Source organism: Mesorhizobium tianshanense, assembly GCF_007830515.1.
Lineage (GTDB): Bacteria > Pseudomonadota > Alphaproteobacteria > Rhizobiales > Rhizobiaceae > Mesorhizobium > Mesorhizobium tianshanense.
The window spans coordinates 1-22428 of the sequence record NZ_VLKT01000009.1; the positions used below are offsets into that span (position 1 = coordinate 1).

Annotated in this window: 26 protein-coding genes; 10 read left to right on the forward strand and 16 right to left on the reverse strand. The window is 62.1% G+C overall.

The window, feature by feature from the left end; all coding sequences use genetic code 11:
- Nucleotides 1–406 precede the first annotated feature (406 nt).
- The 3 genes from IQ26_RS08660 to IQ26_RS08670 all read right to left on the reverse strand — a co-directional run bounded on the left by IQ26_RS08660 (nt 407) and on the right by IQ26_RS08670 (nt 3545).
- Nucleotides 407–613 carry an antitoxin VbhA family protein gene (locus tag IQ26_RS08660; protein WP_145715886.1) on the reverse strand — a complete coding sequence of 69 codons (207 nt, stop codon included), beginning with the start codon at nt 611–613 and terminating at the stop codon, nt 407–409.
- Between the two features lie 321 nt (nt 614–934).
- Nucleotides 935–2158: an NAD(P)/FAD-dependent oxidoreductase gene (locus tag IQ26_RS08665; protein ID WP_145715888.1), complete on the reverse strand. Its 1224-nt coding sequence runs from the start codon at nt 2156–2158 to the stop codon at nt 935–937.
- Nucleotides 2159–2162: 4 nt separating this feature from the next.
- Nucleotides 2163–3545 carry an aminotransferase-like domain-containing protein gene (locus tag IQ26_RS08670; protein ID WP_145715890.1) on the reverse strand — a complete coding sequence of 461 codons (1383 nt, stop codon included), beginning with the start codon at nt 3543–3545 and terminating at the stop codon, nt 2163–2165.
- Nucleotides 3546–3759: 214 nt separating this feature from the next.
- Between IQ26_RS08670 and dctP the strand changes: the two genes are divergently transcribed.
- The 3 genes from dctP (at nt 3760) to IQ26_RS08685 (ending at nt 6727) form a co-directional block, all read left to right on the forward strand.
- Entirely contained in the window at nt 3760–4770 is a 1011-nt protein-coding gene (dctP, locus tag IQ26_RS08675) for a TRAP transporter substrate-binding protein DctP (RefSeq protein ID WP_145715892.1), read from the forward strand.
- Between the two features lie 74 nt (nt 4771–4844).
- Entirely contained in the window at nt 4845–5420 is a 576-nt protein-coding gene (locus IQ26_RS08680) for a TRAP transporter small permease (protein ID WP_145715894.1), read from the forward strand.
- Nucleotides 5420–6727, forward strand: a complete 1308-nt coding sequence (locus IQ26_RS08685; RefSeq protein WP_145715897.1) for a TRAP transporter large permease — start codon at nt 5420–5422, stop codon at nt 6725–6727. The genes IQ26_RS08680 and IQ26_RS08685 overlap by 1 nt, the downstream gene beginning before the upstream one ends.
- Before the next feature lie 149 nt (nt 6728–6876).
- Here IQ26_RS08685 and IQ26_RS08690 read toward each other — a convergent pair whose 3' ends face one another.
- A complete protein-coding gene (locus tag IQ26_RS08690) occupies nt 6877–7485 on the reverse strand; it encodes a YqgE/AlgH family protein (RefSeq protein WP_145715899.1) in 609 nt (202 codons plus the stop codon).
- Between the two features lie 170 nt (nt 7486–7655).
- On the opposite strand from IQ26_RS08690, the gene IQ26_RS08695 reads away from it, so the two are divergent.
- From IQ26_RS08695 to IQ26_RS08705, 3 genes are all read left to right on the forward strand, one after another.
- Nucleotides 7656–8462, forward strand: a complete 807-nt coding sequence (locus IQ26_RS08695; RefSeq protein ID WP_145715901.1) for a protein-disulfide reductase DsbD domain-containing protein — start codon at nt 7656–7658, stop codon at nt 8460–8462.
- A 121-nt stretch (nt 8463–8583) separates the two neighbouring features.
- The gene (locus IQ26_RS08700) at nt 8584–9081 is read left to right on the forward strand and encodes a peroxiredoxin (protein WP_145715903.1); all 498 of its coding nucleotides are present in this window, start codon (nt 8584–8586) and stop codon (nt 9079–9081) included.
- A 51-nt stretch (nt 9082–9132) separates the two neighbouring features.
- Nucleotides 9133–9612, forward strand: coding sequence for a DUF2938 domain-containing protein (locus tag IQ26_RS08705; protein ID WP_145715905.1), 480 nt, complete (start codon nt 9133–9135; stop codon nt 9610–9612).
- A 19-nt stretch (nt 9613–9631) separates the two neighbouring features.
- Here IQ26_RS08705 and rnhA read toward each other — a convergent pair whose 3' ends face one another.
- From rnhA to coxB, 11 genes are all read right to left on the reverse strand, one after another.
- On the reverse strand, nt 9632–10171 hold the full coding sequence (gene rnhA, locus IQ26_RS08710) for a ribonuclease HI (RefSeq protein WP_145715907.1): 540 nt from the start codon (nt 10169–10171) through the stop codon (nt 9632–9634).
- The gene (locus IQ26_RS08715) at nt 10168–11130 is read right to left on the reverse strand and encodes a homoserine kinase (RefSeq protein ID WP_145715909.1); all 963 of its coding nucleotides are present in this window, start codon (nt 11128–11130) and stop codon (nt 10168–10170) included. Before IQ26_RS08715 ends, rnhA begins: the two co-directional genes overlap by 4 nt.
- Before the next feature lie 7 nt (nt 11131–11137).
- Entirely contained in the window at nt 11138–12148 is a 1011-nt protein-coding gene (gene ispH / locus IQ26_RS08720) for a 4-hydroxy-3-methylbut-2-enyl diphosphate reductase (protein ID WP_145715911.1), read from the reverse strand.
- Nucleotides 12149–12245: 97 nt separating this feature from the next.
- Nucleotides 12246–13001, reverse strand: a complete 756-nt coding sequence (locus IQ26_RS08725; RefSeq protein WP_162457901.1) for an SURF1 family protein — start codon at nt 12999–13001, stop codon at nt 12246–12248.
- Nucleotides 12998–13384 (reverse strand): DUF983 domain-containing protein, encoded by a 387-nt coding sequence (locus IQ26_RS08730; RefSeq protein ID WP_145715913.1) that lies wholly within the window; start codon nt 13382–13384, stop codon nt 12998–13000. Before IQ26_RS08730 ends, IQ26_RS08725 begins: the two co-directional genes overlap by 4 nt.
- Before the next feature lie 81 nt (nt 13385–13465).
- A complete protein-coding gene (locus tag IQ26_RS08735; RefSeq protein ID WP_145715915.1) occupies nt 13466–14347 on the reverse strand; it encodes a cytochrome c oxidase subunit 3 in 882 nt (293 codons plus the stop codon).
- A gap of 1 nt (nt 14348) precedes the next feature.
- Nucleotides 14349–14990 carry a cytochrome c oxidase assembly protein gene (locus IQ26_RS08740; protein ID WP_145715917.1) on the reverse strand — a complete coding sequence of 214 codons (642 nt, stop codon included), beginning with the start codon at nt 14988–14990 and terminating at the stop codon, nt 14349–14351.
- Nucleotides 14991–14998: 8 nt separating this feature from the next.
- On the reverse strand, nt 14999–15160 hold the full coding sequence (locus IQ26_RS08745; RefSeq protein ID WP_126039715.1) for a hypothetical protein: 162 nt from the start codon (nt 15158–15160) through the stop codon (nt 14999–15001).
- A gap of 2 nt (nt 15161–15162) precedes the next feature.
- Nucleotides 15163–16107 carry a heme o synthase gene (locus IQ26_RS08750; RefSeq protein ID WP_145715919.1) on the reverse strand — a complete coding sequence of 315 codons (945 nt, stop codon included), beginning with the start codon at nt 16105–16107 and terminating at the stop codon, nt 15163–15165.
- 77 nt (nt 16108–16184) lie between these two features.
- The gene (gene ctaD / locus IQ26_RS08755) at nt 16185–17837 is read right to left on the reverse strand and encodes a cytochrome c oxidase subunit I (protein ID WP_145715921.1); all 1653 of its coding nucleotides are present in this window, start codon (nt 17835–17837) and stop codon (nt 16185–16187) included.
- Nucleotides 17838–17874: 37 nt separating this feature from the next.
- Nucleotides 17875–18759, reverse strand: a complete 885-nt coding sequence (gene coxB / locus IQ26_RS08760) for a cytochrome c oxidase subunit II (RefSeq protein WP_145715923.1) — start codon at nt 18757–18759, stop codon at nt 17875–17877.
- A 375-nt stretch (nt 18760–19134) separates the two neighbouring features.
- Between coxB and IQ26_RS08765 the strand changes: the two genes are divergently transcribed.
- From IQ26_RS08765 to IQ26_RS08780, 4 genes are all read left to right on the forward strand, one after another.
- A complete protein-coding gene (locus IQ26_RS08765) occupies nt 19135–19710 on the forward strand; it encodes an invasion associated locus B family protein (RefSeq protein WP_162457902.1) in 576 nt (191 codons plus the stop codon).
- A gap of 142 nt (nt 19711–19852) precedes the next feature.
- Nucleotides 19853–21265 (forward strand): metalloprotease TldD, encoded by a 1413-nt coding sequence (gene tldD, locus IQ26_RS08770; protein WP_145715925.1) that lies wholly within the window; start codon nt 19853–19855, stop codon nt 21263–21265.
- An 89-nt stretch (nt 21266–21354) separates the two neighbouring features.
- Complete coding sequence (locus tag IQ26_RS08775; RefSeq protein WP_145715927.1) at nt 21355–21630, forward strand: AbrB/MazE/SpoVT family DNA-binding domain-containing protein; 276 nt, start codon at nt 21355–21357, stop codon at nt 21628–21630.
- Complete coding sequence (locus tag IQ26_RS08780; RefSeq protein WP_145715930.1) at nt 21617–22006, forward strand: type II toxin-antitoxin system VapC family toxin; 390 nt, start codon at nt 21617–21619, stop codon at nt 22004–22006. Before IQ26_RS08775 ends, IQ26_RS08780 begins: the two co-directional genes overlap by 14 nt.
- Nucleotides 22007–22054: 48 nt before the next feature.
- Here IQ26_RS08780 and IQ26_RS08785 read toward each other — a convergent pair whose 3' ends face one another.
- Nucleotides 22055–22426 carry an antitoxin Xre-like helix-turn-helix domain-containing protein gene (locus tag IQ26_RS08785; protein ID WP_145715932.1) on the reverse strand — a complete coding sequence of 124 codons (372 nt, stop codon included), beginning with the start codon at nt 22424–22426 and terminating at the stop codon, nt 22055–22057.
- Nucleotides 22427–22428: the final 2 nt, after the last annotated feature.

Genomic DNA, 22428 nt, shown 5'->3' on the forward strand with positions numbered 1-22428 from the left:
TATGCCCTCTGCTGACTTCTGCACCGCGATCAGCGCGCCTCACGGCGGGCTCAGTCCGGAATTCCGGACACGGCACAGATCTCCCGAGGTAAGATCGACCGCCTTCCCCGCACACCCGCCGGATTTACCACCCCGGTCCTTGATGACCATGGACTTCGCGGTCATGTGCCCGCTCGTCCGGCCGGGTAGGCCTCGTATCCGGTTCTTGTCCATCGGGTCGCGGGTTTGCTCCACGCTTCCTTCAGACCCCGCCTTGCGACGACGCCCTTGCGCTTCGCTAACCCTTCGCCGCCATCAGGCTGGGTAGAGGACTTACACCTCCAAGCTGTCGATCATGCTCGGCACACACAAAAAACCGCCTGCGGGGGCAGGCGGCCTTTCGCCTTTGATAAAGCTGGTATTTCGATTACGCCCGTTTCGGCGGCCGCACGACCCTCAGGCGATATTCCTCACGAGTAATGTCGCCGGCGACATAGGCCGCCGTCGCTTCCTCCAGCACCGGATCGTGGGCGTAGCCCTGCCGGATATTGGCCGCGCGAGCCTGATCCGTCGCCTTGCGACGCCGGGCAACGGCCTCCGGCGAGTTGTCGGGACGGGTCGAATGAATGTTCATCAACAAATCTCCAATGGCAAAAAACCTTAGCAGAAAAACCGCTGAAAATCGAGCGGTTTGCCGCATTTATCGGCCTCGTGAAGGGATGCGCCCGGCTCAAGGCTCGGGGGTTACGGAAGGGGCGTATCAGATAACGCTGCGGCGTCAGCTCCAGACTTTGCAGTCGTGCTGGCTGGCGCGATAAAACCGCGTGTCCTCACTGGTGATGCCTGTGCGCGGCGCCTTTTAGCTGCGCCACGTGTTCAAACGGTCCCTGTCCAAGGCCGCCACCACAAGCAAATCGTGTCCTTGCCAGGCACTTATGGTCAAAATCATATGGGATCAGGAGTGCACAGGCAGTGAGTTTGGACGCCGACCAATGATGGCGCTGACCATGCGAGCCGTCACCGGTGCCAGCGTTAGGCCGAGATGGCCGTGGCCGAAAGCAAGTATGATGTTGCTGCCGCCACGCGATGAGCGGATCACTGGCACTGAGTTAGGCACGGAAGGCCGAAAGCCGAGCCAGGTGCGGTCCGGTTTGCCCAGTGTCGGAAAGATTGCCCGCGCGCCGCGTTCCAGAAGTTCGATCCGACGCGGACTGGGCGGGGCGTTCAGCCCACCTAACTCGACGGTTCCGGCAACTCGCAGCCGGTTGGCCATCGGCACCAGGTAGAAGGCGCGTGCAGTTGGGCAGACCGGACGCGAGAGCAGCGGCGTCTGCATGTCGAACTCGACGTGGTAACCGCGCTCGGTGTCGAGCGCTACGTGGTCGCCGGCTTGTGCAGCCAGCATCTTCGAATGCGCGCCGGCGGCAATGACGACGGTCTTGGCCAGGAGATCAAGCGCTTCGCCTGTGACATGGACTTGACCGTCGCCGCGCGCGATCCGTTCCGCTCTTGCGGTGATGAAACGAACGCCCGCCGCTGCCGCGGCTTTGGCCAGGCGTTCCATCATCGCGCCCGGATCTGTGAGATTGACCGCGTGGGGAAAAAGCACACCGCCACCCTCGAAAGGCGGCAGCTTCGGCTCGATTGCCGCAACCTCATCGGCGGTCAGAAACTCCTGCCCGATACCGTATTTCGTACGCAAACCGATGTCGGCGGAAGCTGAGGCGAATGCCTGTTTCGAGGAATAGAGATAAAGGCAGCCGTTCTGCCTCAGCAGATCATTAGCGCCGATCTGCGAGGCCAGTTCGCGCCACCCTGAAAGTGAATCCATAAGCAGTGTGGCGATCGCCGCAGCGTTCTTTTCCGCATTTTGTGGCAGCGACTGCCAGGCAAAGCGCAAGAGCCAGGGCATCAGCGCCGGCAGGGCCGAACGGCGGATCGACAGCGGGCTGTCGCGTTTGAACAGCAGCGACGGAAGGTTGCGCAGCACAGCTGGCGTGCCGACCGGGATCACCGCATAATCGGCAACCGTGCCGGCATTGCCGTAAGACGCGCCAGAACCCGGCTTGTTCGGTTCGACAAGCGTCACCTCGCGTCCCTCAGCCGCCAGCCGCATTGCGGTCGCCAGCCCAATGACGCCGCCACCTATGATGGCAATCTCGGTCGAATCCGGTGGCATCGATTCAGACCATCGTATCGAAGAGGCGGCGATCGCCCGAAAGGATGCCGCGCAGACTTTCCAAGGCGCGGCGGAGATCTTCACGAGAGCGGGCAGCACCGACATTAATGCGAACCGCGTGCGGAATCGAATCGCGACCCACGGCGAAAGCTTCCCCCGAAAGCACACCGACGCCGCTCTGATGCGCCGCACGCGAGAATGCGTTGCCGTTCCATGGTTCCGGCAGTTGCAGCCATGCATGGGTAGCGACATCGTCAGTCATGACGTCGAAGCCTGACAGGAGCTCCCTGACAATTGCCTGTCTATGCGCGAACTCTTTGCGCTGGCCGGCGATCACGCTGTCGACCAAACCGTCCTCGATCATGCGCGTGGCGATCAGCGCGTTGAGCGGACTGGTGCTCCAGCAATTGATGCGCAGCATCGCCGCGATGTCGGCGATCATCGATTTCGGCGCCAGCACCGCACCAAGCCGCAAGCCCGGCGCCACGCATTTGGACAAACCACCAATATGGATGGTGATGTCGGGATCAGAGGCGACGAAGGCAGGCGGCGACAGTTCCTTCAGCGGGCGATAGACGTCGTCCTCGATAATCAGCACATCATGCTTGCGCGCGATCGCCGCGATGGCCTGACGTCGCCCGGAATCAAGAGTGATGGTTGTCGGGTTGTGCAGTGTCGGCACCAGAAAAACCGCGCGCGGCTTATGTTCTGCGCACATCGCCTCGAACACTTCCGGGCGCATGCCGCCGCGATCCATGCCGACGGGCCTGAGGGTAAGATCGAGCGAGCGGCAGAGCGCGCCGATTCCTTGATAGGTGACCGCATCCGCAAGGATGGTATCGCCGGGCCGCGCCAATGCGCCAAGTACGCAAGCCAGGCCGTGCTGGGCGCCATTGGTCATGACGATCTGCGCCGGCTCGTTCACACCGGCCATAGCCGAAAACCAGCCGGCCATCGCCTCGCGCGCCCAACCAGGTCCCTCTGGCGCGTGGAAATCCTGCAACGCCGCGTAGCGACGGTCGAACGGCAGTTGAGGCATCAATGTCGCCAGCGCCTGCAGATAGCCGGTGGTTGCAGGGCGGTTGACGGAGAGATCGATGAAACCTTGCTCGTCGACGGGAGCGGATTGGAAGCTCGCTGTCATGGCGGGATCGGCGATGATCGAGCCACGCCCCGGCCGGCTTTCGACCAACCCGCGTTCCTGCAGGGATGCAAAGGCGCGTGTCACCGTTGTCAGATTGACGCCAGCCATGCGGGCGATGTCGCGCTGCGGCGGCAGCCGGTCGCCGGCGGCCAGCCTCCCTTCGGCGATCTTGTCAGCGATCAGGTCAGCGATCTGACGATAGATCGGCACGTCGCCTGTCGTGAACTGCGATTTTTCGAACATGCGCTGTGGCGAATCCTCTGCCTGCCATTTAGTGCCACAAGGTACGCCGTCATGCAATCATGCAGATTCCTGGAAATTGTATGACATATAATTCGCATTTTACGCCGTTGACGTGCTTCGAGAATGGGTGCTAGCGTAAGAGGGCTGAATTGTATGGTCATACAAATTAAAGCTGGGCACGACCCAAGCGACCAACAAAAAGAGGAGAACGACGATGACACTGCATGCCCTGAAACTGACGGCACGAATCCTGACTATCACGTCGGCTCTTCTGCTTGCCGGTGCCGCCCACGCTGAAACGCTGCGGCTTTCAACGCTGAAGCAGCCTGGCTCGGAAGGCGAAGCGGCTGCGCTGAAATTCGCCAAGTTGGTCGGCGATCGCACGGAAGGCCGCATCGAGATCAAGGTTTATCCGGCCAGCCAGCTCGGTGACTGGACGGAGGTCTACGAACAAGTCATGCAAGGCGCGGTCGACATGGCGATGCAGCCGCTCGCGACCGCCGATGACAAGCGGCTGGCGATCACCTGGTTCCCCTACGCATTCACCAACTACGACACAGCCAAGCAATCGCTGTCGCCAGGTGGCGCCGTCTTCGGCATCGTCAGCGAGGCAATTTCCTCCAAAGGCTTGACGCCGCTCGGCGTTTATGGCGAAGGCATGGGCGGCGCCGGTTTCGCGAAGGCCGTGGAGAACCCCGCCGATCCGGAACTGAAGCGCAACTTGAAGGTCCGGGTGTGGCCGGGCGGCACAACGCATCGTGTGCTTCTGGAACGCTTCGGCTTCAACACCGCAACACTGCCCTGGGCAGAGCTCTATACCGGCATGCAGACCGGCGTGGTCGATGGGCAGATCGGGGGCACAGCCGGCATGGCGCTGGAGTCTTTCAAAGACATCACCAAGACCTGGGTTCAGTACAACGATCATTTCGAAGGCGACTGGTTCATTGTGAATTCTGAAAAATACGCATCGCTGCCGGAAGCCGATCAGAAGATTCTGCTCGAGGCGGCTCAGGAGGTTAGCGCCGCGCGGTTCGAGCAGGTCAAGGCGGCGGACGCCAAGCATCTCGAGACGATGAAGGCCGCGGGCATCGAGGTGGTGACGTTCGATGACGCGACGCTGGAAAAGCTCGCCACCGTGGCGCGCAAGGATGTGTGGCCACAGATCGCCGACGAGCTCGGTGCGGAGACGCTCGGCCAGCTCAAGTCCTCGCTCGGCATCAACTGATCCAAGGGTAGGTCCCGGCCGCTCGCTCGGCCGGGACCACTCCGCCTGCGTTGCTTCGCTGGGAGGGCGATCCGTTGAAGGACGACGAAACGACGGTCGCGGTGGCACTGCCCGGGAGCATTCATTCCGGAGTCAACACGCCTCCCTTCCTCTCGGGAACGGCGCTTTCCATCTGGAACGCCAAGCTGCGGCTGCAGCGCTTCCTGCTGCTCTTGTGCGGCGCGGTCTTGACGGTATTGATCACGGTTCAGGTCTTCACCCGCTACGTGATGGGCATCTCGCTCTTCGGCATCGAGGAACTGGCAAGCTTCGTCGCCGTCTATCTCTATTTCATCGGCGCCTCGCATGGCGCCTGGGAACGCGGCCACATCTCGGCCAGCCTGGTCGAACTCGTTCTGCCTGAGGGCAGAGCTCGGGAGGCGATCGCGGCCTTCGCAAGCCTCATCACGCTCATACTGTGCGGATGGATGGCGCTGTGGGCCTGGCAGTATCTGGCTTTCACGCTGAAGCGCGGGACGATGTCGCTTGAGACCGGCATTCCGATGGCGTGGGTGCACGGCGTCATGCCGGTGTGCCTTACATTGATGACGGTCTACTTCGCGGTCGAGTTCCTCGACCGTCTCCGCCGCTTCGGCAGGGGCGGTGCTTAATGAGCACGCTGATCATCGTCGACGCGCTGCTGCTTACACTCCTCCTGGTCATCGGCGTCCCGGTTCCCTTCTGCTTCGCCGGCGCGGTGCTGCTGCTGATGACGTTCGGTGATCTCGGCGCCGCGACCTTCCTGGTCGGCGCTGGCTATTCGAAAATATCCTCGCTGGTGATCATCGCCATCCCGCTTTACATCCTCGCCGGTGGCATCATGAGCCAGGGCGGCATCGCCGCGCGCCTCGTCGACCTCGCTGACAGCCTGTTCGGGCGTATGAGGGGCGGGCTCGGCATCGTCGTCATCCTGACGACCGCCATATTTGGCGCGATCTCCGGAATGGCGTCGTCGGCAGTCGCCGCCATCGGCACCATCATGATCCCGCGCATGGAGGCGCGGGGCTATGACCGTGGCTATGCGACGGCGTTGGTCTCGGCATCCTCGGTGTTGGCACTGCTCATCCCGCCCAGCGCCTCGATGATCCTGTATGGATGGGTCACCGGCACCTCTATCCTCGCCTGCTTCCTAGCTCCGGTGGTGCCCGGCCTGCTACTTTGCCTTTTCCTAGGCTTCTGGAATTTCGTGCTGACGCGTAGCATGCCGATCGCCGGGCCTGAAAAGACCGACGCGCGCGAATTCGCCCGGGAGGTTGCGCGCCGCACCAAGCGAGCCAGCCTCGGGCTGGTAATGCCGGTCTTGATCCTCGGCTTCATCTATGGCGGCGTAACCACGCCAACCGAAGCCGCGGCAGTCGCCGTCGTCTACGCCATCCCGGTTTCGATCTACCTTTACAAGGACATCAATTGGCGCGATCTGAGCGAAGTGGTCTGGCGGAGCGGCCAAACGACGGGCGTGCTCCTGCTTTTGATTTTCTTTGCCGCCATGCTTGGCCGGGTTTGGACCCTGGAGAACGTGCCGCAGCAGATCATGGAGGGTTTTCTCACCATCAGCGAGAACCCGATCATCCTGTTGCTGCTCGCCAATCTCTTCCTGATGATCGTCGGCATGTTCATGGAAGATGTCAGCGGCATACTGCTCGCCTCGCCGCTGCTGATGCCGGTGATGACGCAAGCCGGCGTCGACCCGATCCACTTTTCTGCGATTGTTGCCACCAATCTCGGCATGGGGCTGATCACGCCGCCGACTGCGCCGATCCTCTATTTCGCCGCGCTGATCGGCAAGGTACCACTGGCGCGGATGCTGACGCCGACGCTGGTTTTCGTGTTCTTCGCCTATATGCCGGTGGTGCTTCTCACCACCTTCGTCCCAACCCTATCGATGACGCTGCCGCGGATGGTGCTTGGACTGCCTTGACCCCTTATCTCGCCGACGATGGGGCGGCTGTTTGACTAATGCATGTCGCCCAAAAGTGCGCAGCGGTTTTGGGACAACGACAGGCATAAAACAAGAACCTGAGGGCGCGTCGGATGAATCCCTTTGAATCCCTTCAGACGCGACGCGCTTTAGGCGTGACCGGCCGCCAGGCTGAGATGCGCGAGGTCGATGCCGATCGAAGCGAGAATCCGGTCGTATTTGCGCTCGATGTCGGTATCGAATAGGAGCTCGGCACTTGCCGGGCAGGTCAGCCAGCCGTTCTCGGCGATCTCGCTTTCCAGCTGGCCGGCGCCCCAGCCCGAATAGCCGAGCGCCATCAGCGCGTGCCGGGGCCCACGGCCCGACGAAATGGCGCGCAATATGTCGACGGTCGCGGTCAGGCAGATGTCGTCGGAGACGGTCAGCGACGATTCCACCCGGTAGTCGCCCGAATGCAGGACGAAACCGCGGCTGCGGTCCACCGGTCCGCCGTTACGCACGACGAAATCGCGGGCCTGCGCGGGCAAGCGGATCGCCTCCTGTTCGTTCAAAATGCCGAGTTGCACGAGCAGATCCGGAAACAACATCTGCTGCGTCTGGTTGATGACCAGGCCCATCGCGCCTTCGTCGCTGTGCGCGCAAATATAGATGACGGACCGCGTGAAGCGGTCGTCCTTCATGCCGGGCATGGCAATCAGGAACTGGTCATCGAGAAAGCCGCGTCCCGCGGCCATCTTCTTGTGGCGCAACAAGTCCATAAACGGGAGCGTAACGCGTTTCCGGAGCGCCGAAAAGATGCGCCGCGCGCGATTTGGTCTCTGGCGCGCATCTAAGGCCACGCAAAGCTGTGCCCGAGGTCACGCAAATATGATAACAGCGACGCCATGAAATCATTGTGCAGCCATGAACGGTCGTTCAAATCACCGCCATGCAAAGCTTGAAAATCCTGCTGATCAGCGCCGCTGTTGGATGTGGAACCGGCCTTCCCGCCGCAGCCTCCTCGTCGATCTGGTATGACACCGAGGGCGGCAAAGTGCGACTTGTGACCAGCGGCAAGCCCGACCAGGCCGGGCGCATCCATGGCGTCCTCGATATTGCGCTCAAGCCCGGCTGGAAGACCTACTGGCGCGATCCGGGCGACGCGGGCGTGCCGCCGCAACTCGATATCTCGGCCAGCACCAACATTGCCGACGCGACGTTTTCGTTTCCGCCGCCCCAGCGCCATGACGACGGCTACGGCAAGTGGGCCGGCTACGACTATCCGATTTCGCTGCCGGTGACGTTCACGCTACCGGCGCCGAACGAGCCGGCTGTCATCGATGCCGATATCTTTCTCGGCATTTGCGAGACGATCTGCATCCCGGTGCAGACAAGGCTGACCGTCGATCCCGGCGCCGATCCGGACAATGCCGAAGACGCCGCGCTGGTGAAGGCGGCGCTGGCAACCCTGCCTGCCCCCGCAAGCCCTGATTTCGGCATCAACATCCTGCCGGGAGACCACGAGACACTGATTGTCGAGGCGAGCTTTCCGGGCAATCCGGAGGCGGCGGATTTCTTCGTCGCCGGCGAGCGGGACTACATGTTCGGCGTGCCGGTTCGCAGCGAGAAGGACGGCAAGCTGGTGTTTACCGTGCCGATCCTCGACAGACCGACGACAACGCCGACCGATGGCGGACTTTACTACACGCTGACAACTGCCGACGGTGCGGTCGAAGGCCTGCTGCCTTTCCCTTGATCCCGAGCAAGGATGTTCAGGTCGAACATCCTTTGCTCCAAGCTCCCGACGGTTGCAGGAAACGTTTGATTTCGCTATCGCAGGGATACTTCCTTCCATTTGTCAAATGAGGACCATCAAGATGATTGCCGTTGGCGACAAGCTGCCCCAAACGACCTTCAAGACGATGACCGACGACGGCGCAAAAGCGATCACGACGGCCGAGATTTTCTCGGGAAAGAAGGTGGTGCTGTTCGGCCTTCCCGGCGCTTTCACACCGACCTGCAGCAACAATCATCTGCCTGGCTATCTGGACAATTACGACGCCATCCTGGCGCGCGGCGTCGACACCATCGCCGTCGTCGCCGTCAACGATGTTCACGTCATGGGCGCCTGGGCCCGCTTCAGCGGCGGTGAAGGCAAGATTCTTTATCTTGCCGACGGTAATGGCGAGTTCGCCAAGTCGACCGGCCTCGAAGCCGATCTTTCCGGCGGCGGCATGGGTCTGCGTTCGAAGCGGTTCTCGATGATCGTCGACGACGGCAAGGTCACCGCGCTCAATGTCGAGACAAAGCCCGGCGTTGATGAATCCGGTGCGGCTCACATTCTCGAACAGCTTTCCGTTTTGGCGGCAGCATAGGGGCTCGTGCGCTAGCTCTTCGGAATTGCCTGCCTTTTGGGGACCTCAACGATGTTCGACATCTTCTGGCGCGCTGTGGCGATCGGCATCGGCGCCACGGCACTCATGGACTTCTGGGCAATTTTCCTGAACACGGTGTTTGCTCAGCCGCGGCCGAACTGGGGACTGGTCGGCCGCTGGGTCTGGCATCTGAGGGACGGCAAGGTTTTCCACGATGATATCGGCGAGGCAGCACCCTACGCGCAGGAATCGGCGCTGGGCTGGGCCTTCCACTATTTTGTCGGCATCGTCTACGGAATCATCCTGGTCGTGCTGGCAGGAGCGGCGTGGCTGGCCACGCCGACCTTCCTGCCGGCCTTCATCCTCGGCATCGTCACCGTCGGCGCCGGCTGGTTCCTGCTGGCGCCCGGCATGGGCGCCGGCTGGGCCGCATCAAAACGCCCCAACCCAATGCAGATCCGCGCCCTCAACCTGGTGTCGCATACGGTGTTCGCGCTCGGACTTTTCGGCACGGCGCTGCTGATCCGCTGAACATGGCGGATCAGTGTCCTCAATAGCTCTGGGTCGAGCGCCGGACGGGTTTTGATGCCGCCGGCTTCCTGGCCTGAGTGCCTTCCTTCGGTGCAGCAGCGACAGCAGGCTTGACCGGGCCTTTCTTGAACGGCGCCATGCCTTCACGAGCGAGCTCGTCGGCGCGTTCGTTTTCCATATGGCCAGCATGGCCCTTGACCCAATTCCAGGTAACCTGATGGCGCATGTTGGCTTCGTCCAGCGCCTGCCATAGTTCACCGTTTTTGACTGGCTTTTTGTCGGCGGTCTTCCAGCCGTTCTTCTTCCAGCCGTGGATCCACTTGGAAATGCCATCCATGACGTATTTGCTATCGGTGTGAAGGTCGACCGAGCAAGGCTCCTTCAACGCATTCAGCGCCGAGATGGCAGCCAGCAACTCCATACGGTTGTTGGTGGTCGCGGCTTCGCCGCCCGACAGCTCTTTTGTGACACCGTTGAAGCGCAGAACCGCCCCCCAGCCGCCAGGCCCCGGATTGCCCGAACAGGCACCATCGGTGAAGATTTCAACGCGCTTGGTCATGTCAGTCCGTATTCGGAAGGAGAGCTGATCGCCCGATGGAAGCGCATCCGCCTGATATATTCGGTCGGGTCGCGTTTTATGACCAGCCCGCCGTTGGCAACAGTCAGCCAGTCGTAAAGCCGGGTCAGCATGAAGCGCAGTGCCGAGCCGCGCGCCAGCATCGGGAGCGCGGCTTTCTCGTCGCCGCTCAAGGGCCGTACGCTCTGGTAGCCGGCAAGCAGCGCCGTGCCCTTGGTCAGGTTGAAGGAGAAATCCTTTTCGAAGCACCAGGCGTTGAGGCAAGTGGCGACATCGTAGGCGTAGAGATCATTGCAGGCGAAATAGAAGTCGATCAGCCCAGACAGTTTTTCACCGAGGAAGAAGACATTGTCCGGGAAAAGATCGGCATGGATGATGCCTTGCGGCAGGCCTTTGGGCCAGCTCCGCTCGAAATCAGCGAAGTCGGCGTCGACCTCGGCCGCCAGTCCCGGCTCGACCTCGTCGGCGCGAGGGCGAGCGGCGCTCCACAGCTTGCGCCAGCCATCGATGGCAAGGGCGTTCGGGCGGGTCATCGGGAAGTCGGCGCCGGCAAGATGCAGTGCCGCTAGCGCCTTGCCGACCTCGCCGCAATGCGCTGAGGTCGGCCGCCGCAGCGAAAGGCCTTCGAGGAAGGTGATGATGACCGCCGGCCGGTCGGCAAGCGTTCCGATGACGCCGCCATCATGCGCGGTAACCGGAAGCGGGCAGGAAATGCCCTTCCTGGCGAGATGGCCCATGAGGCCGAGGAAGAACGGCAGGTCGGCCTTGTCGACGCGCTTTTCGTAGAGCGTCAGGATGTAGGAGCCGCTGGTCGTGTGCAGCAGGAAATTCGAATTCTCGGTGCCTTCGGCGATGCCCTTGTAAGACAGGAGATCGCCGACCGGATAGGCCTTCAGGAACGCGCCGAGCTCGCTTTCGTTGACGTCGGTGTAGACCGCCATGGGCTGTTCACGCGGCTCCGTTGACGAAGGCCATGTCGGCCTTCGTCAGTTCGACATCGCGCAAGACCCGCATCACCGGAAAATCCTCCGTTTCCGTCGCCGTCACCGCCAGCTCGATCGTGACGTCGAAGCGCTGCCGGAACGCATCGATGATCTCGTCGACGATGATTTCCGGCGCCGACGCACCCGCCGACAGACCGAGCGTCGAGATGCCGGCAATGTCATTCCACGGAATTTCGGAGGCGCGCTGTACGAGAAGCGACATCGAAGCGCCGGCGCGTTCGGCCACTTCGACAAGACGCCGCGAATTGGAGGAGTTGGGAGCGCCGACGACCAGGAAGAGATCGGCACCCGTGGCGGTCTCCTTCACCGCTTCCTGGCGATTGGTGGTGGCATAGCAGATCGATTCGGCGGCGGGCGCCTGCAAATCGGGAAAACGATCCTTAAGTGCCCGGATGATACCGGCCGTGTCCTCGACCGACAGCGTCGTCTGGGTCACGAAACCGAGCGCCTGCGGGTCGGCGGGTACTAAATTCGCAGCGTCGGCTTCGGTCTCGATCAGGGTGACGGCGCCGTCCGGCAATTGCCCCATCGTGCCGATCACTTCTGGGTGGCCGGCATGGCCGATCAGAAGCACATGGCGGCCGAGCCGCTGATGGCGCATCGCCTGCTTGTGAACCTTCGACACCAGCGGGCAGGTGGCGTCGAGATAGAAGAGGTTGCGCGCCTGGGCGTCCGCCGGCACCGACTTCGGCACGCCATGCGCCGAAAAGACGACTGGGCTCTGGCGATGCTCTGCCGGTATCTCGGAGAGCTCCTCGATGAACACCGCACCCAGACTTTGCAACCCCTCGACGACATAGCGGTTGTGTACGATCTCGTGGCGGACATAGACCGGCGCGCCGTATTTCTTCAGCGCCAGCACGACGATCTGGATGGCGCGGTCGACGCCGGCGCAGAAGCCCCGCGGCTGGCAGAGCCTTATCGTCAGCGGTGGCTTTGGGGTTGTGTGAAGCATGATTCCGGGCCGGTTGGTCATATCGTGAACTCAAGTCGTGAGCTCAAGGCGCGAAATGAGGTGTGCACCCCTGCCCTGTCAAGGGTGCCGGTGGCGATCAGTCCTCTTTCGCCGGGCGGCGAAGCCTGAAGATGAGGACGCCGGCAAGGGCGGCGGCAAGGCCGTACCAGGTCACGGCGTATTGCAAATGGCTGTTCGGCAGGTCGATGATGGTAACGCCGCCAACCGGCAGCCCACCCGGGTTCGGCGTGGCGTCCGCGTCGATGAAGAATGGCACCAGCCCCGCGCCGGCCGGCAGACCGGCGCTCGCCGCCATCGCGTCGCGATCCTTCCAGTAGAAGATGTTCTTCTGCGGATCATTGTCGGGCAGCATCATCGAGGGCTTCGCCGGCAGCGGGTTGCGGGCGAGCCCCGTCACCGTCACCCGGCCCGCTAGCTGGCTTTGCGGGCGCTTGGCCGCGTCCTTGAGATCGTAGGGCACGAAGCCGCGGTTGATCAGGACGAAGCGGCCATCCTCCAGATGCAAGGGAGTGAAGACATCGAAACCGGACTGGCCTTCCCAGGTCGCGAAGAAATGCCGCTCGCCTCGATGCAGGAAAGTGCCGGTTACCGTCACCGGCGTGTAGTCGACGTCGCCGGTGGCGGCGAACCGCTTTTCGACCTCGGCCAACGGCACAGGCGCCGAGTGCGTACGCTGGTCGATGGTCTGGAGAAGACCCTCCTTCCAGTACAGGCGCTGGACCTGCCAGGTGCCGAGCGTCAGCAGGGTAAACAACAGCACGAGACCGAGGCCAAGCAGCAATGCCGTCTTCGGCCGCGAACGGCCTGCAACCGAACCCGATGTCGCGCTCATTCGCCGCGATCCAGCCTGCCCTCGGCTGCCTTGTTGCGGTATTGCAGCGTCAAGAGCACACCCTTGATCAGCCTGAGCGCGCCCAGGCAAAGCACCAAGGTCAGCGGTATCCACAGCACGAGATGCAGCCAGAGCGGCGGATTGAGCGTCACCTCCATCCACAGCGCCAGCCCGACGACGATGAAGCCGATGATCAGAATGACGAACACCGCCGGCCCGTCGCCGGCATCGGCATAGGAATAGTCGAGGCCGCAATTGGCGCAGCGTTTGCCGACGGTGAGGAAGCCGGAAAACAGTCGTCCCTCACCACAGCGCGGGCAACGGCCGTGGAGGCCGGCCGAAATCGGATCGATCGGTGGCCAGATCGCCTTGTCGTCGCTCATTACACTACCTTAGTGCCGTTCGCCCCAAAAGATAAGGCGGCCACGTCGCCGCAGCCGCCCACTCAATTCCTCAAAAGGATTTCAGTGGCCTTCGATCACCGCGCCGCTCGAGGCCCAGACATAGACGGACGTGAACAGGAACAGCCAGACCACGTCGACGAAGTGCCAATACCAGGCGGCCGCCTCGAAGCCGAAATGCTGCTTGGGCGTGAAATCGCCCTTCATCGCGCGGACCAGGCAGACCAGCAGGAAGATCGTGCCGATGATGACATGGAAGCCGTGGAAGCCGGTCGCCATGAAGAAAGTGGCGCCGTAGATCGAATCCCTGAAGCCGAACGGCGCGTGCATGTACTCGTAAGCCTGCACCATGGTGAACAGCATGCCGAGACCGACAGTCAGCACCAGGCCGTTGATCAGCCCCTTGCGGTCGCCATGAATGAGCGCGTGGTGCGCCCAGGTCACAGTTGTGCCCGACAGAAGCAGGATGACGGTGTTGTAGAGCGGCAGGTGGAAGGGGTCGAGAACCTCGAGGCCCTTGGGCGGCCAGACGCCGCCGGTGAAGGCGGTGCGGGCGTATTGCTGTGCCTCGCCGGGAAACAGGCTGGCGTCGAAGAAAGCCCAGAACCAGGCGACGAAGAACATCACCTCGGAAGCGATGAACATGATCATGCCATAGCGCAGATGCAGCGACACGACATGTGTGTGGTGGCCTTCATGCGCTTCCTTGATGGTGTCCGACCACCAGGCATACATAGTGTAGACAATGATCAAAAGACCGATGAAGAACAGCCACGGATTGGCGATGTTGAAGCCGAAGAGCGAGAAGTCGCCGCCCTTGAGATACTGCATGTAAGAGACGCCGCCGATCGCGGTGACCAGCGCGCCGATCGAGCCTAGGAACGGCCACGGGCTCGGGTTGACGAGGTGGTAGTCATGTTCTGGTTTTGCGTGCGCGTCTGCCATATCAACCCCCGAGGCTTCCTTCGGTATGTGAAACTTTGTTGCTCTTGCCTTTGACCGGCGCTGATGAGACCACCGGTTTGTCTTTCTCGTTTTTCTCGATCGGGAACATCGTGTAGGATAGAGTAATCGTCGTCAGGTCCTTCAGTTCCGGCACATTGACGATGTCGGGATCCACGTAGAACACGACCGGCATGTCCAGCGTCTCGCCGGGCTTCAGCGTGGTGTCAGTGAAGCAGAAACACTCGACCTTGTTGAAGTAAGGCCCTGCCAGTTCCGGCTGCACGTTGAAGGTCGCGCGGCCGGCGGTGGCGTGGCTGAACTTGTTGGTCGCGCTATAATGCGCCTGCGCCGTCTCGCCTATCTTGACGGTGATCGAGCGGGCGACCGGCTGGAACTGCCACGGCACGCCGGCTGTGTTGGCGTCGAAACGGATGGTGATATCGCGGTCGAGCACGCGGTCGGCATATTGCTGCGTTGCGCGTTTCACGGTGCCGCCGTAACCGGTCGCCTGGCAAAACATCGCGTAGAGCGGCACCGCCGCGTAGGCCATGCCGATCATGCCGCCGAAGAAGGCGACGCAGACGCCGGCGACGATGCCGTTGGTGTTCTTCTTTTGGGGACGGGTCACAGCCTGATGGTTCATCTTGAGCCTCACATCGTTCCGGTGAGGTTGTGACCGAATTTCACGACAGTCGCGATATAGAAGATGACGACAAGCACCGCCAGCGCCAGGCCGATGGCTACCGAGCGGTTGCGCCGGGCCTTCTGCTGGCGCTCCGTCAGCGCGACGAGTTCAAGCTTGTTGTCGGCCATGGTCATGCTCCACCCGTAGCCAGGGCGCGCCCGACAACGCAGTCGGCAAGGTAGATGGCGAAGATGGCGAAGAGATAGAGCAGCGAGTAGCCGAACAACGCCTTGGCCGGCTTCATCACATGGTCGTCGTCGGACATCCGCAGCACCTTCCACGCATACCAGACGAAGCCAGCGCCAAGCAGGACCGCAAGGACACCATAGGCTGATGTGGTGAAACCGAGCGCCCAAGGCAGCACGCCAACCGGCGCAAGGATCAGCGCATAGGCGAAGATCTGGCGTCGGGTCGAAGCCTGGCCGGCGACATTCGGCATCATCGGGATGCCGGCCCTGGCATAGTCCTCGGACTTGAAGAGAGCGAGCGCCCAGAAATGCGGCGGCGTCCACAGGAAGATGATCAGGAACAGGACGATGCTTTCCAGGCTAACCGTTCCGGTCGCAGCCGTCCAGCCGATCACCGGCGGGATGGCGCCGGCAGCACCGCCAATGACGATGTTTTGCGGCGTCCAGCGCTTCAGCCACATCGTGTAGACGACGGCATAGAAGAAGATGGTGAAGGCCAGGAGCGTCGCCGACAGCCAGTTGACCAGCACGCCAAGCGTCATCACCGACAGCACCGACAGCACCAAGCCGAAACTCAGCGCCTCGCCGGGCCGGATGCGGCCGGCCGGCACCGGACGGCCGGCGGTCCTGGTCATCACCGCATCGATATCGGCGTCATACCACATGTTGAGCGCGCCGGAGGCGCCAGCACCAATGGCAATAGCCAGGATCGCGATCACCGCCAGAAGCGGATTGATGGTCACGGGTGCTGCGACCAGGCCGACAAAAGCGGTGAACACCACCAGCGACATGACGCGCGGCTTCAGCAGGGCGAAGAAATCGCCCGCCGTCGCTTCCGACATGCGAAAGCCCGGTTCATCAATCAATTGGTCGTCGACAAGGGCCATGCGTACTTAAAGTCCATCATTCCGTTGGCCAAAACCGCCGGGCGGGCCGGCGGTTTCGTATTCGCCCAGGCTGCCGCCTATTTGATCTTCGGCAGCTTTTCCCACTGGTGGAAGGGCGGCGGCGAAGGCAGTTGCCATTCGAGCGTCGTCGCCCCCTCGCCCCATGGGTTGGCGCCGGCCACCCGCTTCTTCTGGAAGGCCTCGAAGACGCCATAGAGGAAGATGACCACGCCGACGGCCGAAATGTACGAGCCGTAGGACGACACCATGTTCCAGCCGGCAAACGCATCGGGATAGTCGATGTAGCGGCGCGGCATGCCGGAGAGGCCGAGGAAGTGCTGCGGGAAGAAGACGAGGTTGACGCCGATGAAGGTGATCCAGAAGTGGGTGTTGGCGATGACGGGCGAATACATGTAGCCGGTCATCTTCGGGAACCAGTAGTACCAGCCGGCGAAGATCGCAAAGACCGCGCCCAGCGACAGCACGTAGTGGAAATGCGCGACCACGTAATAGGTATCATGCAGCGGGCGGTCGAGGCCGGCATTGGCAAGCTGGACGCCTGTAACGCCGCCGACGGTGAACAGGAAGATGAAGCCGATCGCCCACAGCATCGGGGTCTTGAGCGAAATCGACCCGCCCCACATAGTGGCGATCCACGAGAAGATCTTCACGCCCGTCGGCACCGCGATAACCATGGTGGCGAAGACGAAATAGCGCTGCGTGTCGAGCGACAGGCCGGTCGTGTACATGTGGTGCGCCCAGACGATGAAGCCGACCGCGCCGATCGCGACCATGGCATAGGCCATGCCGAGATAGCCGAAAATGGGCTTCCTCGAGAAGGTCGAGACGATGTGGCTGACGATGCCAAAGCCCGGCAGGATCAGGATGTAGACTTCCGGGTGCCCGAAGAACCAGAACAGGTGCTGGAACAGGATCGGGTCGCCGCCACCATCGGGCGTGAAGAAAGTGGTGCCGAAATTACGATCGGTCAAAAGCATGGTGATGCCGCCGGCCAGAACCGGCAGCGACAAAAGCAGCAGGAAGGCGGTGATCAGCACCGACCATGCAAACAGCGGCATCTTGTGCATGGTCATGCCAGGCGCGCGCATGTTGAAGATGGTGGTGATGAAATTGATGGCGCCGAGGATCGAGGACGCACCGGCGATGTGGATCGACAGGATCGCCAGGTCCATGGCTGGTCCGGGCTGCCCCGATGTCGACAGCGGCGGATAGATCGTCCAGCCGCCGCCGACGCCGTAGGCGCCAGGCGCGCTCGGCACGAAGGCCGAGATGATCAGCAGGATGAAAGCCGGCGGCAGCAACCAGAACGAGATGTTGTTCATGCGCGGGAAAGCCATGTCCGGCGCGCCGATCATGATCGGCACCATCCAGTTGGCGAAGCCGCCGATCAGCGCCGGCATGACCATGAAGAAGATCATGATCAGCGCATGCGCGGTGGTGAAGGCGTTGTACATGCTCTTGCCGCCGTCGAGGGCGGCGTCGGCGTTCAAGCCGTAGACCATCTGCGCCAGACCGGTGAAAATCTGGATTCCCGGCTCCTGCAGTTCCATGCGCATGACGACCGAAAGGGCACCGCCGACGCAGCCCGCGATGATCGCGAAGATCAGATAGAGCGTACCGATGTCCTTGTGGTTGGTCGAATACACCCACCGGACCCAGCCATGATACGGCTTATGGTCGTGATCGTCGTGAGCTGCAGCGTCTGCCATGTTCGGCTCCGTTCCCTGATCTTTTGTGGCCGCGGCATCAGTTGCCGGCGGCCGCTACCTTGTTTGCGCCGTCCACCTTAGCCATCAGCGCCTTGTTGGCGCCGGGAAGGTCGGTGCCAGCTGCCGCCAGCCAGGTCTTGTACTGGTCGTCGGAGACGACGCGGATCGCGATCGGCATGAAGGCGTGGTCCTTGCCGCACAGCTCCGAACACTGGCCGTAGTAGAGGCCTTCCTTTTCCGCCTTGAACCAGACCTCGTTGATGCGGCCCGGAACCGCGTCGGTCTTGATGCCGAAGGACGGCATCGCAAAAGCGTGGATCACGTCGGTCGCCGTCACCAGCACGCGGGTCATGGTGTTGACCGGCACCACCATCTCGTTGTCGACAGCGAGCAGGCGCGGATAGACGGCACGATCTTCCTTGCCGGCCGCCGCGCGGTCAGCATCCGCAAGGATCGCGGAGTTGAAGGAAAGCGTGTTTTCGATCTGGTATTCGTAGTCCCAGTTCCACTGGTTTCCCGTCGCCTTGACGGTCAGCTTGGCTTCCTCCGGCGGGGTGTATTGCGCGGTCAAGAGCTGGAACGAGGGGATGGCGAGGCAGAGCAGGACCACGACCGGTCCAACCGTCCAGATCACCTCGATCAGCGTGTTGTGGCTGGTGCGCGAGGGGGTCGGGTTGACGCTCGCGCGGAATTTCAAGATGCAATAGGCGATAAGAGCGAGCACGAAGAGCGTGATCGGCACGATGAACCACAGCGTGTAGTGCTCGAACCAGGCGATCTGCCGCATAATGTCGGTGGCGGCGGGCTGGAAGGTCACCTCCCACGGCGCAGGCTGGGCCGCGTGTGCGGACGCACCGGTGAACAGTGTGGCGGCGGCCCAAGCGCTTGCTAGGAATTTGGCGCCTGCTAGGAATTTTCTCATTGCCCTCATTATCTCCCAGTTCCTCGCGATCGGACCGCAAGAATATCGAACAACGCCAGGACGGGAATCCCGGACAGTCCCAAGGCTGGTTCAAACCATACTCTATTTGCCTCCGCAAGAAAGGAGCGGACGAAACCGTGCGGCATTTTTGCGCGCAAGCGCGGATGCGCCTTTTGGCGGCGGCCGCGGCGGTGGCGGATCGCGGAGGCCCAACCGGCGGAGTGTCCCGCCAAAATAGGCCGGCCGGTCGCAATTCGGGCGAATTTGGCACGGAAAAAGCGCACAATTCCCCTGGTCGTAGCAGGCTGGCAGTGGTCTCGTCCTTTACTTGCCCTTGGCGCGGCTTAAAGTGCCGTGATTCGCAATGGAGCCGTCATGAACTCTTGGCTTTGGGGACTTGGGCTTACGAGACTTAAGCTTGAGAGATTTGGGCTTTCGAGAGCCTTGCCGAAGGTCATCCTTCTCGCTGCCTCGTTTGGCATTGGCCTGTCCGGTGTCATCCCGGCCAATGCCGCGCAGCCAAGCGGCAAGGTGCAGTCGACGCATGGCGCGTGGTCGATCATCTGCGACACCCCGGCTGGCGCCACATCGGAACAATGCGTGATGATGCAGAACGTCGTCGCCGAGGACCGTCCCGAGATGGGGCTTTCCGTCGTCGTGCTGCGCACCGCCGACAACAAGGCCGAAATCCTGCGCGTGCTGGCGCCGCTTGGCGTGCTGCTGCCTAACGGGCTCGGCCTCAATGTCGACGGCAAGGACATCGGCCGGGCCTATTTCGTGCGCTGCTTCCAGGACGGCTGTTATGCCGAAGTCATTCTCGAAAAGCCGCTGCTCGACACGCTGAAGACCGGAACGTCGGCCACCTTCATCGTCTTCCAGACGCCGGAGGAAGGCATCGGCATCCCGGTCGAACTCAAGGGCTTCGCCGACGGTTTCGCCGCCCTGCCTTGAGACTGGGCCAGGATCCCAAAATCCTAACCAACGAAAAGAGATTGTGACCGGCTTTGGCGATGACAGTGGTCATTGCCGATTGTCTGGGCGCACCTTCGCGCCTACATCGTGAGGACAAACTCTTTCCACGGACGGACCTGCCATGAACAGCCTCATCGGCCAATTCGACATTTCCGACGATCGCATCAAGCAGATCGTCGCCGAGACCATCAACGGCGCCGACGATGGCGAGTTGTTCCTCGAATACAGCGAGAGCGAAGCGCTGATGTTCGACAATGGCCGGCTGAAAACCGCCAATTTCAACACCGACCAGGGTTTTGGGCTACGCGCCGTCGCCGGCGAAGCCAGCGGCTACGCGCATTCCAGCGATCTTTCCGAAGCATCGCTGCTGCGCGCGGCCGACGCCGTATCAACGGTCAAGGGCGGCTATTCCGGCACGCTCGCCGCGGCGCCCGCCCGCACCAATCGTCATCTCTATGGCGACGAGAACCCGATCCCTTCGCCCTCCTTCGAGGCCAAGGCCAAGCTCCTCCAGGAGATCGACGCCTGGCTGCGAGCCGAGGATCCGCGCGTGCGGCAGGTAACGGCGTCCCTCGCCGCCTCCTGGCAGCATGTCGAGATCGTGCGTGCCGACGGCCAGATGGTGCGCGACATTCGCCCGCTGGTCAGGATCAACGTGTCGGTGGTGGTCGGCAATGGCGACCGCCAGGAAAGCGGCTCCTACGGCATGGGCGGACGCAAGGGGTTTGGCGAATTCCTGGTCGAGGAGAGCTGGAAGCACGCGGCCAAGGAGGCGCTGCGGCAGGCGCTGGTCAACCTCGAAGCCATTCCGGCGCCCGCCGGCACCTTCGACATCGTGCTCTCCAGCGGTTGGCCGGGCGTGATGCTGCACGAGGCCGTCGGCCACGGGCTGGAAGGCGACTTCAACCGCAAGAAGACATCGGCATTCGCCGGGCTGTTGGGCCAGCAAGTGGCCGCGAAAGGCGTCACCGTCGTCGACGATGGCACGATGGCCGAGCGGCGCGGCTCGCTGACCGTCGATGACGAAGGCACGCCGTCTGCCCACAACGTGCTGATCGACGACGGCAAGCTTGTCGGCTACATGCAGGACCGCCAGAATGCCCGGCTTATGGGCATGAAAGCCACCGGCAACGGACGGCGCCAAGGTTACGCGCACCAGCCGATGCCGCGCATGACCAACACCTACATGACATCAGGCGACATGGAGCCGGAAGAGATCATCGCCTCGGTCAAGAACGGCATCTATGCCGTCTCCTTCGGCGGTGGCCAGGTCGACATCACGTCGGGAAAATTCGTGTTCGGCTGCACCGAGGCCTACATGATCGAGAACGGCAAGGTGACGCAGCCGATCAAGGGCGCCATGCTGATCGGCAACGGGCCGGACGCCATGCACCGGGTTGCGATGGTCGGCAACGACATGAAGCTCGACACCGGCATCGGCATGTGCGGCAAGGCCGGACAGGGCGTGCCAGTTGGCGTCGGCCAGCCGCATCTCAGGATGAACCAGATGACGGTCGGCGGCACGCGGGTTTGATGGAAGCTGACAACCTCGCTTCGTAGTCTTGAATTCGGCGCGGTCTCCATCTATCTTACGTTTGTCTTACATCAAGAGGGCAAGCAGTGATGGCTGGCGCGGAAAAACTCATAACCACCGTCTCGACCAAGGGACAGGTCATCCTGCCTAGCGCGATCCGCAAACGCAGGGAATGGGACGCAGGCACGCGCCTTCTGGTCGAGGATACCCCGGAAGGCGTGCTGCTGAAGTCAGCGCCGGTCTTCGCCGAGACACGGCCAGAAGACGTGTTTGGGTCCCTGCCTCATAAGGGCAGGCCGAAGACGCTGGAAGAAATGGATGCCGGTGTGCTCGCCGAAGCGCGGCGGCGCCATGCTCGCGATTGATACCAACCTGATCGTCCGCTACCTGACGGGCGATCACCCGACGCAGTCTTCCCGCGCCCGGGCGCTGATCGACAGCCAGCTAGTCTTTGTCGCCGTCACGGTGATCCTGGAAGTCGAGTGGGTGTTGCGCAGCACCTATGGTTTTGCGCCGCTCGAAATCGCTCGAACGCTACGGGCGTTTAGTGGACTCCCCACGGTGGAGGTAGAGGACGGAGCGGTCGTGTCGTCCGCGCTCGACCTCTCCGAAAGGGGATTGGATTTCGCTGACGCACTGCATCTGAGCAAGTCCGCTCACTGCACTGGCTTCGCGACTTTTGACCGCAAGTTCATCAAGGCCGCAAAGGCGGCCGGATATGACGGCGTGCAAGAAGCGTAGCGGACTCCCGGCCAACCACCCATGCTGTCCCGGTGCGGCACGAAGTTGTCAGGCATAGATACCGGCGCGGACGGCTTCCAGATAGGCAAACACCTTGTCCGTCTTGCCCTCGCGTACGAGATCGTAGGCGGTCTCTCCTGCCCAGCCGGGGATCGGCTGATGCTTGAACCAGATCGCCGCACGTTGCTCGCTATCCGCCATTTCCCCCGCCATCGTCAGAATGCGGACGATGGGGCTAAGCGCCGCGTCGACCTTGCGCGCGCCAGCCTTAGCGGCAAGCGTGCTGCGCGGGACACCGATCAGGCCAGCCAGTTCGGACAGGTTGACGCCGAGCAGTTCGGCAACCCGCCTCGCCGAGAGGAATGACGACTGTTCCTCGACGAAGCACAACGCTGGAATTTCGAAGGCTCCAGAGTTCATGA